Source organism: Terrisphaera buseokensis (assembly GCF_047521145.2).
Classification (GTDB): domain Bacteria; phylum Verrucomicrobiota; class Verrucomicrobiia; order Opitutales; family Opitutaceae; genus ER46.
Genome location: NZ_CM134186.1, coordinates 6,336,402 through 6,350,708 on the forward strand (window position 1 = coordinate 6,336,402; position 14,307 = coordinate 6,350,708).

At 67.5% G+C, this 14,307-nt stretch carries 5 protein-coding genes; 4 read left to right on the forward strand and 1 reads right to left on the reverse strand.

What is annotated here, in order from left to right:
* Positions 1 to 51 precede the first annotated feature (51 nt).
* On the reverse strand, positions 52 to 3,024 hold the full coding sequence (locus tag ACLJEU_RS23850) for a TonB-dependent receptor (RefSeq protein WP_414664013.1): 2,973 nt from the start codon (positions 3,022 to 3,024) through the stop codon (positions 52 to 54).
* Between the two features lie 317 nt (positions 3,025 to 3,341).
* Here ACLJEU_RS23850 and ACLJEU_RS23855 point away from each other — a divergent pair, with 317 nt between their 5' ends.
* From ACLJEU_RS23855 to ACLJEU_RS23870, 4 genes are all read left to right on the forward strand, one after another.
* Positions 3,342 to 6,401: a DUF7133 domain-containing protein gene (locus ACLJEU_RS23855; RefSeq protein ID WP_414664012.1), complete on the forward strand. Its 3,060-nt coding sequence runs from the start codon at positions 3,342 to 3,344 to the stop codon at positions 6,399 to 6,401.
* Positions 6,402 to 6,533: 132 nt separating this feature from the next.
* Positions 6,534 to 9,734, forward strand: a complete 3,201-nt coding sequence (locus ACLJEU_RS23860) for a TIR domain-containing protein (RefSeq protein ID WP_414664011.1) — start codon at positions 6,534 to 6,536, stop codon at positions 9,732 to 9,734.
* 97 nt (positions 9,735 to 9,831) lie between these two features.
* Positions 9,832 to 10,332: a hypothetical protein gene (locus tag ACLJEU_RS23865; RefSeq protein ID WP_414664010.1), complete on the forward strand. Its 501-nt coding sequence runs from the start codon at positions 9,832 to 9,834 to the stop codon at positions 10,330 to 10,332.
* Positions 10,333 to 10,490: 158 nt separating this feature from the next.
* On the forward strand, positions 10,491 to 14,300 hold the full coding sequence (locus ACLJEU_RS23870) for a hypothetical protein (protein ID WP_414664009.1): 3,810 nt from the start codon (positions 10,491 to 10,493) through the stop codon (positions 14,298 to 14,300).
* Positions 14,301 to 14,307: the final 7 nt, after the last annotated feature.

Consider the following 14,307-nt stretch of genomic DNA (forward strand, 5'->3'; position numbering starts at 1 on the left):
TTTCTCGGATCTTTCAACTTTCAACCTTCACCTTTCAACTCCCCGCCCCCCTCAGAATACCCCCTTGATCCCAAATGTGTAGAACGTGCCGACGAGCACGTGGGACAGGATGTACGAGGGATCGACCTGATAGCGGTACTCGGGAATGTTGTAGAGGTTTCGCACCTGGAAGAACGCGCCGAGTCGGTTCGAGAGCTGGTAGCTGCCGTTGAGGTCGATCATCGTCCGGGCCTTGCGGTACGTGATCACGCCGGTGGACGTCATCGGCGTGGCGTCGGTCCACTTGCCGCTCGCGCCGAACGCCAGACGCCGGAAGCGGTAACTGAGCGTGCCGCCGGCCATGTGCGGCACCATCGCGGCCTTGAGCGCCGAGGCGTACGTCCGCGTGTAGCTCGCCGACACGTTGAGGCCCTTGAGCGCGCCGGGCAGAAACGAAAGCGCCTGGTTGTATTCGAGCGTGAACCCGCGCACGCGCGTCGTGCCAGGCCGGTTGCCGACCGAAACGAAACGATACGACGCATACGTGGGATCGTCGCCGTAGCCGAAGTACGCCGCGTCGAATTCATCGGTGATCACGCTGTCGGTGATATCGTTTTGGAACGCCGTGATCGCCGCGCTACCGACCGGTTCGAAGTAATACGCCATGCGGCCGGAGAAGTTTTTCGAACGTTCGGGGCGCAGCGTGGGATTGGGCACGTTTACGGTCTGCGCGGTCTCGTTGAACACCCAGACACCGCCGAGATTGCCGATGGCGGGACGCGAGATCGTGGAACTGTAGCCGAAGTGCGCCTGCAGGTTTTCGGCGAACGCGTACTTCGCGCTGGCCGTGGGAAAAAGGTGATCGTAGCTGCTCTCGCGCGTGATCTTCGGCCGGCTCATGTACTGGTATGTGAGCCCGGGAATCGTCGTGGCGCGGCCATTCGCCGCCGTGACGGCGAAGCCGGCCGCGCGGACGTCGGCGGCGGAACGGGCGTCGAATTCACGACTCGCGAAGCCGGTTTCCTCCCAACGCAACCCCGCCTGCAGCTGCAGCCGGTTGAGCCGCGTGTTCGCCATGCCGTAGCCCGCGCGCAGCGTTTCCTTGATGTAGCTGGGGTTGTCGATGAAGGCGGTGAAGTAGTTCGCCGCGGTCGCCAGGTTCGTGAAGTACTCCGGCCGCTCGCGGAACAGCCGGCTGATTTCGGTGCGGTTGGGAAACACGGGCACGCCGCCCGACGACGAACGCACGTCGACGCCGTTGGCCAGCTCCCAGCGGTTCTGGGGAAACGCGAGATTCGCGAAACTGCCGTTGGTGCCGCCGCCGAGGCCGTCGTATCGCCAGGTCAGGTACGCGTTCGGGTTGCGGAACCGGTGATAGTCCTCGGTCACCTTGCCGCCGAACTTGAACCACGTGGGCACGCTCCAACCCGTCGTGTACCGCGCGCCGACCTGAGCCTGGTAAATCTCGTCCTCGGCGAAACGCATGTCGTCTCCAATGCGTGGATTCGTGAAATTCGCCGGGTCGGCGAAATCGCGTCCGCCGGTCTGCGTGACCTGCCAGTCGACGTCCCGCAGCGACGACCGGCGCAGCTGCAGGCCCAGGCCCGTGAGCGCGGCGACGGGGGCGGTTTGCGGACCGACGCGCGACAACGCCACGTATTGGTTCGTCGAAATCGTGTAGTGCAATCCACCCTCGACCAGCCACGGCCCGCGGCGAAATTCGAACTTCGGCGTGACGGTGCGGGTCTGCGCAAATTTGTGTTCGTGGTTGGTGCTGAGACCCAGCGTGCCGCCGCCATTGGCGACGGCGAAGTTGTTCAGGCCATCGCCGCTGATGACGGCGCGGCCCGAGGTGGTGAACGTGAGCACGCGGCTGTCGATGAAGGCATCGAAGTGATTGTACATCGCGCTGAGCGAAAGCACGAGCAGCGGCGTGGCCTTGAAGTCGAGCGTCAGCGACGGCGTGAAGCGCTCGGTCAGACGCGGGTTGCTCGTGAACGTGACGCCCGTCAGCACGCGCGGCCGGGGATCGGTGGCGGTCGGCACGGCGTTGTAGGTGTGGTCGACGCGGCTCTGCACGACGTACTGGCTGGACTCGCTGATGTTGAGCACCACGCCGAGCCGGTTGGCGATCAGCACGTCGGAGTACTCGAGAATGGCGCCGGGACGAAACTTGCGCGTCTTGAAATCACTCGGACCGTACTCGCGGTCCGCGGTGAAGTTGTCGCCGTTGGCCATGAAGTGCGCCTGCCAGGAGAGCCGCCGGCCCTTGCGCTCGAAGGCGCGCTTCGTCTTCAGGTTGATCGTGCCGGCCGGCGCATCGGCATCCATGTCGGCGCTCGAGGTGTAGTTGACCTCGATGCGATCGACGCTGTTGACCGACACCTGATCAAAACTGAAGGAGCGCGCCCCGCCACCCGTGCCCTGCGAACCGTCGGCGCTCGCGAGCTTCATGCCGTCAACGCTCACGCCCACATACTGCGGATCCAGGCCGCGCAACCGCGGGCCGCGCGCGTCCGGCCCGACGTAGTCGACGTCGACGCCCGGTACGTTCTTGAGAAACTCGCCGACACTGCCCTCCGCGACATCGCCGAAGAAGTCCGACGAAATCGTGTTGGTGAGATTCATCGAGCGCCGCTGCTCCATGATGGCCTTGGCGTTGCCCTCGCGTTCGGAGCGGATCACGAACGCCCCCAGCCGCTGCACCTCGCCGCCGGCGCTGGTCAGTTCGAAGTCGCGCGTGAGCGTCTCGCCCGCGCGCACCTCGATCGTGGCGGGCGCAGCCTTCGCGCCGGTGTAGGTCACCGTGACGACGTGCGGACCGGCCGGGACCTGGGTGAAACGGAACACACCGTCCTGTTCGGTGACCGTGCTGAGGCTCGTGCCCGCAATGCGCACCTCGGCACTGGCCACGTACTCGCCCGTGGCGGGATTGTACACGCGGCCCGTGATGGCACCGACGCCGCTCGCGGACTCGGCGGCAGGTAGTGCACAGGAGAAAACCATTGCCGCGGCAGCGGCCGTACACAGGCGGACGAACGTCATGGGGAGAGGGGTGAAGCGGGTTCGTTTCATTCCTCGCGCGAGCCCCGCTTACAGGGCGGAATGTCATCGGGCGCCGCACGCGACAAGGTTGAAAGAGAGCGGGGAGGAATGGGACGCGCCTGGGACCGCGACCGCCCTCGGTCGCTTCTGACCCGATGCGACCGGGGGCGGTCGCGGTCCCACGTGCCAGCGGCTGCCACAAGATAACTGTCGCATCGGTCATGCGACGTTGCACCGTGAGTCGGATCATTTTTCGTACCCTGCCCGCGCGCCCTGCGTCTTCGTCGTACGGTCCGCCACCCTTCCACCCACCGCCCATGTCACGTTCCCGCTTCATCGCTGTTTTCCGCCCGCTGGTCCTCGGTCTGGCCGCATCGCTCGCCGCGCTTCGCGCCGCCGACAGCGTTCCGGCGGATCTCGTCCTCACCCGTTTTTCCGGCCCCGACGTGACGCCCTGCGTCGCGTGCCTCTGCGTGTCCGCCCAAGGTGAAGTGTACGCCGGCGTCGACCTCAACGGCTCGCTCGGCAAGGGCCCGGGCAAGGGCCGCATCGTGAAACTCATCGACGTCGATCACGACGGCGTCGCCGACAAGCACACCGTCTTCGCCGCGATCGACAACGCCCGCGGCGTCCTCGCCGTTGGCACGCAGGTATTCGTGCTGCACACGCACTTCGGGCCCGACGGTCTCGCCACCGGCATGAATCTCTCGGTGCTCGATGACGCCGACCGCGATGGCGTCGCCGACGGCCCGGCCCGCGTGCTGGTGCGCGGCATCTGCGTCGCGAAAGCCATCAACGACCGCGGCACCGACCACTCCACCAACGGCATTCGCATGGGCATCGACGGCTGGATTTACATCGCCGTCGGCGATTTCGGTTTCAACGACGCCACGGGCACGGACGGCACCAAGCTCACGCTCCTCGGCGGCGGCATCGCGCGCGTGCGGCCCGACGGCACCGAACTCGAGCTCTACACCACCGGCACGCGCAACATCTACGACGTCGCGCTCGATCCCTTCCTCAACGGCTTCACCCGCGGGAACACGAATGACGGCGGCGGCTGGAACGTGCGCTTCCTCCACCACGTGCAGTCCGCGGAATTTGGATACCCGCGGCTCTTCAAGAATTTTGCCACCGAGATCCTGCCCGCGCTCGAGGACGTCGGCGGCGGTTCGGGCGTCGGTTCGCTCTTCCTTTCCGAGCCCACCTGGCCTGCGCGCTACAACAACCAGCCGCTCATGGCCGACTGGGGCCGCAAGGCGATCTTCCTGCACCGGCTCACGCCCGATGGCCCGACGTTCACGCAGGAGGTCGAGGAGTTCGCGCAGATTTCCCAGGTGACCGATCTCGACGTCGATCCCTCCGGCCAGATGTTTGTCGGCGCGTGGGACGGCGCCGGCTTCAAGGGCGATCCGGGCAAAGGCTACGTCGCCCGCATCACGCCGAAGGGCTGGACGCACCGCGCGCTGCCGGAACTCTCCACGTTGAAACCGGCCGAGCTCGTCGCGCTGATCGCGTCGGCGAGTGCGACGACGCGTTTCTACGCGCAACGTGAATTGGTCGCCCGCCCCGCCGCTGACGCCGCCGCCGTCCGGCCCGCCCTCGTGGCCCTCGTGCGCGATCCGGCGCTGCTGCTCGCGGCCCGCGTCGCCGCCCTCTTCACGCTCGCGCAACTTGATTCGGATCCGCAGGCGATGCTGGCCTTCGCCAGCGACGAAGCCCTGCGCGAGTTCGCGTTGCGCGCCGCCGCCGACCGGCTGCCGCGCGTGAAGCAAACCACGCTGCCGCTCGCGCCGTTCGTGCAGGCCCTGCAGTCCGGCACGCCGCGCCAGCGGGCTGCGGCCGCCGTTGCCCTGGGCCGTCTCGGCCAGCCTCAGGCCGCGACGGCGCTGCTGGGCGTGGCGTTCAAGAAGCCCGATGACAGCAACGACAGCGCGTTCACGCAGAAGGACACGCTCAAGGGTGCGCGCACGAGCACGCTCACGCTGCCCGTGCGCCAGGGAGACGAGTTGCGGTTTCATCTTTCCTCGACCGACGAAGCCGGCGCGCCGGTCCAGGTCGCGCTCGCCGACGCGGTGTTCACGCTCGCGAACGGCACCAAGGTGAACCTCGCCGGTCTCGCGCCCACCACCGGCCGGGCCGCGCTCACGGCCGCCAGCGAACCCGCCCCCGAAGCGGCCGCGAAGAAAAACAAGAAAGGCGGACCCAGCGCGCCGAGCGGCCCGTCCGTCGTCATCGATGGCCCGCCGCTGGTCACGTACACCGTGCCCGCGGGAGCCGTTTCGTTTTCCGCCCGGGCGCGCAATGCCGCCCGCGGCCAGGAGGCCTCACTCGAGTTCTTCGCCTCGACGGGCCGCACGGGCGAGAATCGGCCGCAGACGTTTTCCCCGCGTCATGCCACGCCCAACTCCGCCATCGTTGTCCCGCATCTCGCCGCGCACGCCCTGGTGCGCCTGCGCGCGATCGACGCGTGCCTCGCCGCCGTCGGCACGCCGAGCGAAGACCTGGCGCTCTGGGCGCTCGCGCAACTCCACGACGAACGCACGGTCGCCGGCCTGCTCGCGAAACTCTCCGCCTCGCCCGCGCCCGCGCTGCGGACCAAGCTGCTGACGACGCTCGCGCGCCTCTATCAACAGGAGGCGCCGTATGACGGCTCGTGGTGGTGGAGCACGCGCCCCGATACGCGCGGGCCCTATTACAAGCCCGTCACGTGGAGCGCGTCGCCGCGCATCGCCGTCGCGCTCGAGTCGGAAGCGGTCCGCGCAACGACGTCCGATCAACGCGACTTCCTCGCCCGGCTCAACGACTCCCACCGGCTCGGCCTGGCGTCGCTCGGCACCCGCGAAGCCGCTGCTCCCGTCGCAGACAAGAAGCCTGCCATCGATCTCGCGACCATCGCCGCCAAGAGCGGGGCGGTGGCCACGACGCCGCTCGAGGACGTCCTGATTGCCGTGGAGAAATTGAAACCGAATCCCGAACGCGGCGCCGCGCTCTTCACCCAGCAGGGGTGCGTGGCGTGTCACGCGTTGCAACCCGGTGGTGCCGCCCTCGGCCCCTACATGGGGCAGATCGGCGCGATTATGAACCCGTCGCAGATCGCCACGGCGATCCTGCGGCCGAGTGACACGATTTCACAGGGCTTCCAGACGGTGAGCCTCACGCTGAAGGACGGCACCACGCGCACCGGTTTCGCGACCGAGACGACGTCGGACAAGATCGTCCTGCGGGATATGGCGGGAGCCGTCACCACGATTGCGACGTCGACGGTGAAGGAGGAAAAGCACCTGCCGATGTCGATGATGCCCGAGGGTCTCGCCAACGCGCTGTCGCTCGATGATTTTGCCGCGCTCGTGCACTTCCTCGCGGCGAAAAAGTAGGTTTGCGGCCGGGTCCGCGGCGGCGGCCTGCAGGGAGGCCCCGCTCGCGGCTGGTTGCACCCGGTGTGCAGCGCGATACGGCGTGCACTCGCGGCACCTCTGTGATTTCTCTGCGTCCTTCCAGCTGCAGCGATGAGTGATTCCAGCCAGGCCGTCTTCCTCTCCTACGCGTCGCAGGACGCGGCGGCGGTGCTGTGCATCGCGGAAGCGCTGCGGGTGAGCGGCGTCGAGGTGTGGTTCGACAAGGATGAGCTCGTCGGCGGCGACGCGTGGGATCAGAAAATCCGCGGCCAGATCAAGGCGTGCGCGCTGTTCGTGCCCGTGATCTCGGCGGCGACCCAGGCGCGGCGCGAAGGCTATTTCCGCATCGAGTGGAAGCTCGCGGCCCAGCGCACGCAGGCCATGGCCGACGGCACGCCGTTTCTTCTCCCCGTCGTGATCGACGCGACCCGGGACGCCGATGCGCTCGTGCCCGAGGAGTTTCGCGCCGTGCAGTGGACCCGCCTTCGCCCTGCGGGCTTCGGCGGGGAGGCGCCTGACGAGGCGGCGGAGAAATTCTGCGCGCGGGTGCAGCGTTTGCTCGAAGGCGGCTCGACGGTGGCGGGCGCAGATGCCGCGCATGACAAGCCGCGCGGCAGCGGGCGTGGCGCATCCCACTCCAAGGCCGGCTACCCGTGGTTGCGGATCGTCGTACCGATCGCGTTGGTGATCGCCGGCGCGGTCTACGCGTTTCGACCGCAGTCCGGACGGGAGCAGCCGGTCAAAACGAAACCGGTCGGGACGTCACCGGGCGCCGCCGTGTGGCTGCACGATCCCGAGCTCACGCGCGCGATGACGCTCGTGAACGGCAACGAGGCCAATTCCGAGGATTTCGCGCTGGCGGAGGAGCTCGTGAAGAAGGCGCTCGAGAAGAACTCCACGGATCCCGGGGCCGTGACCGTGATGGCGCGCGTGCAGGTCTCGTATCTGATCCGCGGATTCGATCGCAGTGACGAGCGCCGCGCCGCCGCGCGGCGTTACGCCGAGCGCGCGGTGCAGCTCGCGCCGAACGAGCCCGAGGCGCTCGCCGCACTGGGCGTGTTTCACTTTCAGCGCGGCAGCAACACCGAGCTCGCCCGCGAGCTGCTGAACAAGGCGATCGCGCTGCGGCCCGACGAGCCCTACTATTATCGTCACCGCGACAACGCGCTGTTCTTCGATCCGCACGTGCCGGCGGCAGAGGCGATCGCGTCCGCGGAGAGAACCGCTGAACGCTTTCCGCGCGACGCGCTCTCCCACTACGAACTCGCCCGCCACTACCGCGATCTGGGCCGGATTGAGGAGTGCGAACGCGCCATCGATCGCACGCTCGCGATCGAACCCATCGCCAACGCCATCGGCTGGAAAGCCCGGATCGCGCTCAACGTGCGCGGTGATGCGGCCGAGATGAAGGCCCTGCTCGATCGCATTCCGCCCCGGATGCGATCGCTCGAGCGGGTGGTGATCAGCCGTTGGATTTGCGCCATGGCCGGGACCGACCGCGAAAGCGGGATCGACGCGTTGCAGAGTCTCACCAATTCCTGGATCGAGGATTTTTACTACATCGGACCCAAGAGCCTGCTGATGGCGGCATTGCTCGAGGCGTCCGGGAAACGCGAGTCGGCCCGGCTGCACTATGAGGCCGCGCTGACGGAAACCCGGGAGCGGCAGGTCAGCGCTCCCGCCAACATCGCGCTGCGCAACATCGAGACCTGTGCGTTGCTCGGCTTGGGCCGGATCGACGACGCCCGAGCGGCCAACCGCGTGGTGATGGAGTCCGTGTCCCGCCCTTACCGTTACGACCCATTTGACATCTGGGTGTTCAGTCCGATCCCGCGCTGCCTGCTGCTCGGCGATCGCGAGACCGCGCTCAAGCTGCTGCGCGAAGCGGTCGGAGCCGAGGCGGGAACACCCAGCCGGCGCGTGCCCACCGCGGACTACGGCCTCAGCAGCCGCGCCGCGCTGCGGATGGCCATGAAGCTGGACCCCCGCATGGAGCCCTTCCGGACGGATGGGGAAATCTCGGCGCTCCTGGCGGAGCCGGCGACGGCGGAAAAGAAAATCGGCGCGCCCGCCGCGGCGTCCAGTGAGGCCACTCAGCTCTCGGCCCGCGCGCTGGCATTGTTCACCAAGACGAGTTTCACCCGCGACGATCTCGGACCGGCGGAGGATTTTGCGCGACGTGCAACCGAGAAGGAACCCGACAGCGCCACCGCCTGGGGCGTGCGCGCGGGCGTGCAGTCGGCGTGGATTCTCCGCAACTGGGACGCCAGCGAGAAACGCCGGCAGGACACCCAGTCGCTCGCGAACAAGGCCCTCGCCCTCGATGCCAACGAACCTGAAGCGCTGCTCGCCCTCAGCCATGTGCTGCGGGCGCAGGGTGCTTTCGATCAGGCCGTCGCGCATCTGCGGCGCGCGATCGCGGCGCATCCGCAGCATGTCCGGCTGGCCCGGGCACTGGGCTTCACTCTCATGATCGCCCGGCGCGAAGACGAGGCCCGAACGGTGCTGCGTGAACTCGCGCAGCGCGTGCCGCGCGATCCATTGGTGCGCTACGAGCTGGCGATGAGCTACACGGACTACGGAGCCGGTGGCGCCATCCCGGGCGACCTGGCCGCCGGGCTTGAGCAACTCGACGCCGCGATCGCGCTCCAGCCGTTTGCCTCGGCGCTGCTCCTGAAGGCGACGCTCATCGGCGGTTGGCGCGGCGATCTCGCCGGGATGCGGGCGGTGCTCGATCAGCACGAAAAACTGCCGCTCGCCGAGCGCTCCGAGGATCGCGCGGTGTGCCTCACGATGTGGGCGGGCTTGCTGGAACGCCGGCCCGACCGTGTCGAGGCGGCGGCGGCGCTGACGGCACGAAACTACTTCGAGGACAGCGCCATGTCGCTGCGGCCGAAGGCATGGTCGCTGGCGCTCGCGCACCGGCTCGCGGGGAAGGAAAACCTCGCCCGGCGCGAGTGGCAGGCGGCGGAGGCCGTGCTGCGGCAACGCCTGAAAGACGATGCCGCCAACGAGATTTCCAAGGTGGAGCTGGCCGCCACGCTCGCGTGGCTGGATCAGCGGGACGAGGCCTCGCGCCTGATCGCGGCGATCGAGCCGATTTGGCGCGAGGAATCGCGCCGTGGTCGCGCGCCGCTGCTCGCGCGCTACTACGGCGCGGCGGGCGATCCGGTCCGCTCGGCGGAGTGGCTCGCCCGATCCCTGGATACGACGGTCTTCATGTCGCGCCAGGCGGTTCCCCTCGACCCGTGGTGGGACAAAGTCCGCGGTGCACCGGAATTCGAGGCCGTGCTGAAGACACGAGTGAAGTGATGCGGCTTGGCGATTGACGAAATCCGACGCCGGCATATCCCCTGCGGCATACCCCGGCGGTTCTCCGCCACCCGCCCCCAGCATCCCCGGCCCCGTCATGAGCAGCTTTCGCGTTCGCCCGCGTTTCGATCACACCGTGGAGTTCAGTCCCGCGGAAGCCCGGACCCGCATCCTCGACCATCTCGCGCAACATTCACCCGGGATCGAGGCCCGCGATTTTCCCGGTTTCATCGGACTGCACATCGGCACGGGCGAACGTCGTTTCTGGTCGCCCCGTCTGCTCCTCGTCCTCGACTCCACCGCAGAGGGAGCGACGTGCATCCACGGCCGGTACGAGCCGGAGATCGAAATCTGGTCCGTGTTTCTCTACGGCTATTTGATCACGGGTTTGCTCGGGACCTTCGCCGGCATCCTGGGCTTTGCGCAGCTGGTGATCGCCACCAAGCCGTGGGCGCTGTGGGTCGTGGGCGCGATGGCGGCAATCGCCGTGCTGCTCTATCTCGGCGCGCAACTCGGGCAGAAACTCGGCGCGTGGCAGACGTTTCAACTGCATCAAGCCTATCAGACCGCCGTGGGCCGACCGACGGAGATCAGCTGAGCTCGTGAGCTTGAGCGGGAGTGCAGGCGTCCCGCCTCCATCCGAAGTCTGAAGGCCGGCGAGCGCGGGCTCCCGTTCCGCTGCACGCCATTCCAGGCCGCTTCGGCGAGTACTCGTTTTGGCTTTTCAATCCATTGGCTGGCCGAAACTGTGACCCGATGAATCGCACTGCCCGGGTAGTGTTGCTGCTCGGCGCCCTGTTGCTTTCAGGTGGCATGGACGCGGCGGAAGAGCGACGCGGCCCGCTCGAGACGGCGCGGATCAACGCGGCTGAGGCCGAGGCCGCCCGGTATCGCGCGGAACTGGCGAATCCACCGGGCCGATACAACGGCAAGTTCGATGCGCTCTATGCGATCACATCTTCGGACGTCGCGGCCGCGTTCATGACCGAAGCGGACCTCGCCCATTTCAAGAAGCAGGAAGCGTGGCTCGCAGAGCACAACCGCCGGCTCGACTTCGAGCTGTCTCCCGCCGGACGCGCCCAGGCGCGGGCCAACGAGGAAGCGGAACGGGCGCGCAAAGCCAGAGCGGGCGAAGCGGCCCTTGCGAACGCGATCGCGAAGGACAAGCAACAACACGAACTCAACACCGCCGCGCTCAGGCTTCGCGCCACGGCGCTCATCCAACGGGCGGAAGCGGGCGACGCGAAAGCGCTGACCCTCGACGAGGCGATGGAGATGGGTGCACTGGCCGAAGCGATCATCACCAACGCCTTTTACCACGGTCGCCCGGCCAGTGCACTCGGCGTGGAATCCAGCTGGGCGGAGCGGGAGGCTCTCGGGCTCAAACTCTACGGCCTCGCCGGCGGAGTGTCCGGCCGCGAACGCGGCGCCATGAATCCAGACTTTCCCACCGTGCGGCGCGCGGTGCCGATCATGGATTTGGCCATGGCCGCGGCGCTGGTGAAGGGCGGTCACGGCGACATTGTGCTGCGACAAACCCGCGCGCTTCGCGCGCTCGCCGGCAGCGATCCGCGCATCCCGATGCAGATCACCGTCGGGCTCGCTGCCGCGCTGGCGATGCCAAACAGCGACTTCACTCCCGGACAACGCCGCCTCGCCGCGGGCCTGCTCGCGGCCCGCCTGTGGCACATTCCTCCCAGCACGGGAAAACTGGAAGACCTGGACGGCCCGGCCCTCTCGTGGATGCTGCTGGCCGCAGCGAAGAAAACGCCTGAACTCGCCCGGGCCGCGTCCCTGAATGCGCATTTTCTCGCACAAGCCACATGGGGCGTCTGGCACACTGATTTCAAACGCCCCGCTCCCTCCGACGCTGCGGCGGCGTACCCGGTGACGGCGCAAGGCGATTGGTGGAACCTCGCCGGTATGCTGGTGCTCGCCGAAAAGTCGCGCTACCCGGGCGCGTGGTTCGCGGCCATTCGCACGGAGCGGCGAGCCAAGCGCCATGACGCAGCGCCGGCGGGTGCGAAAGAAGCCGTGCAAGCCGCGCTCGATGACTGGTTCGCGCGCAACGGCGCCCCACCCGCGGTGCGCGAGGTCATCCAGGCGGATTGCACGCTCGCCTGCGATGGAACGGTGGAGGCGTTGGCGAAGTCGGCGGCGTGGGATGCGTTCGTCTTGTCGGCCGGTTCCTATGTGAGTCAGACAGCGGCGGTCGAGGGACGAATGGAGGCGCTGCTCGCAAGCACGTTGTTGAAAAAGGCCCTGGAGGTGGGTCGGGACGATCCGACCGGAGTACAACGTTGGCTGGTCGATCCGATCTGGCAGCCGGGCGCGAAAGCGTCGCTGGCCACGTGGCGGGCCTGGCTCGATCTCGCCGGCCTCGCCGGTGTCGTTGTCCTGGCCGAACGTACCCCTGAAAAGCTGCAGGATCCCGTGCTGCTGCGGCGGGCGATCGACTCGTTGCACCCGGACGCCGATGGCCAACTGAGCCCGTCGAGCGAGGTCGTGGCCCACGCGCTGATCCCGCATACCGCCGCCATCACTGAGCCCTCACTCGTCAAAGACATCGCCCTTATTCGCGGACGCAGCTTCGGCGACTGGGCCGAACTCGCGCCCTGGCTCGAGGATCCCCGCCGTCGCCCCAAAGCAGACTCCGACTGGTACGACCTCTATGAAGCGGCAATCGAGGAACGGAATCAGGTCGCGGGAAAACTGGAGGGCTACAAAGGCGGCCCCAACGCAGACTTTGCCCTCTGCGGACGAATCGAGGCGTGGCTGAAAGCGATGCTGGCCGCCGAAGGTGCGGCGCGCGCGAAGCTTCTCGCCGACAGTCCCGACGACTGCCTGACCAAACCGGATCTGAAGATGCTGGGCTACGACGTCGCACGCGGTGGCTTCGCCTCGCGCGCCATGCTGTTGCTGGCGACGCCGGAGTTCGACCCGCGGCGGCCGGTGCAACGCGGCGGAAGCTACGATCCGAACCCGTGGCTGGCCGCGGTGGCCAAACTGCCGACGGCAGTGGACGCCGAGGAACTGGTCACGCTGCTGGAGACCACCGTTCGCCGGGCCGCCCGCGAGCGCTCGGCGGGCGGAAAGGCGATCGACTCCCGCTTCACTCTCGCCGCCGGCGAAGCCGCCCAGCGCGCGCTGGGTCGACTTGGAAAACGCTGGAGCCCGGCCCGCGTTCCGGCGCAGGCGGCCATTCTGAGATTGCACGACGCTGTCCTCGTCGAGGGCCACGCGCAGCCCAACCCGAACGCCGTTCTGGCGAATGTGACGTGGGAACGGGCCAAGATGCGCGGCCTGAACACCGCCGACGCCTTCGCGTTGGCTGATGCGCTGCTACGCCGCGAAGATCTGGAGTATATCGTCGCACTCGGGGCGAACGCTTCATCCCTGGCCCCGTTGGTGATCAGTGCTGACGCGCATTTTTTTCGCGAGGCGCGGCGGGCGTTGTCGAAGCGGAGCCCGGACGCCACGGGCACGCCGTTCCACCGGTCACTCGCCAACCAGGCCGGCAGCGACGATGAACTCCGGCTGAATCCCGCGGTTCGCGCCGCCGTGTACGCCACGCTTGCCCAGGGCAATGACGTCACGGATCCCGAAACGGTCCTCCTCATCGCCCGTATCCGTGGTCCAAAGCTCGGCGATTGGGCCAAACTCGGCGCGTGGCTCGACGATCCCCGCCGCCAGCCGCCCGGTAAAACGAGTCCGCTGGTTCCGCTCTACGAACGCGCCGTCCTCGAACGCGATCAAGCCATGGGAAACCTCCGCGGCCGGCCGTGGGAATCGACGTCGAGCAATCAGATCGCCGCCGAACGGTTTCAACAATGGCTCTACGACGCACTGAATCCGAAGAAAACTGAGCCGCAGCTGACCAGCAGTGAGGCGGTCCTCCGGATCATCGGCGCGGAAAACTATCCGCACACCCCCAACTTGAATATTCTGGGCTACGACACTCCCCACGACGCCGAAACCAGCTTCCTCGCTCTCCGGGCGCTGCTGCTGCTCACCACGGACGACTACATTCCCGGGTCCAACATGAAAGGCGGACGCTACGACGCGGGCCCTTGGCTGAAAGCGGTGGATGACCTGCCGGGCACTATGGCGGTCGAGTTTATCGTGAAGGATCTGGCGGATCGAATCCGCGCCACGCACCGCCCGCTCCCCGCGAATGCGCCCACCACCCTCAGTCATACTGCACGCTATCGCCAGGAAGTGGGATTGGCCTGCCAGCGCGCGCTCGGACGTCTCGCCAGCCGGTGGAACCCGGCGCGCGAAGCGGCCCAGGCCGCGTTGCTCGAACTAGGCGGCGATCTGCTGGCCGACGGCGATTCGAAGCCCAACCTGGCGTGCATCGCGGCACGAATCACGTGGGAGAGTTGCAAGATGCGCGGGCTCGATGACGCCGATGCAATCAGCACTGCCAGCACCGGATTGTCGCCGCAAACGCTGCGCGAACTAGCCGACTCGGCCAGCGTCTCGGGCTCCCAAACGCCTCTGCTCCTCGAAGCGGATCCAACCTTCGCGCGCGAGCTCCAGGCGCTGCTGGCGGCGAAGGGATGACCCGTCG

Bases quoted from the DNA above. Each gene is read 5' to 3' on its own strand.
- ACLJEU_RS23850 (WP_414664013.1), bottom strand. From the start codon at position 3,024: ATGACGTTCGTCCGCCTGTGTACGGCCGCTGCCGCGGCAATGGTTTTC.
- ACLJEU_RS23855 (WP_414664012.1), top strand. From the start codon at position 3,342: ATGTCACGTTCCCGCTTCATCGCTGTTTTCCGCCCGCTGGTCCTCGGT.
- ACLJEU_RS23860 (WP_414664011.1), top strand. From the start codon at position 6,534: ATGAGTGATTCCAGCCAGGCCGTCTTCCTCTCCTACGCGTCGCAGGAC.
- ACLJEU_RS23865 (WP_414664010.1), top strand. From the start codon at position 9,832: ATGAGCAGCTTTCGCGTTCGCCCGCGTTTCGATCACACCGTGGAGTTC.
- ACLJEU_RS23870 (WP_414664009.1), top strand. From the start codon at position 10,491: ATGAATCGCACTGCCCGGGTAGTGTTGCTGCTCGGCGCCCTGTTGCTT.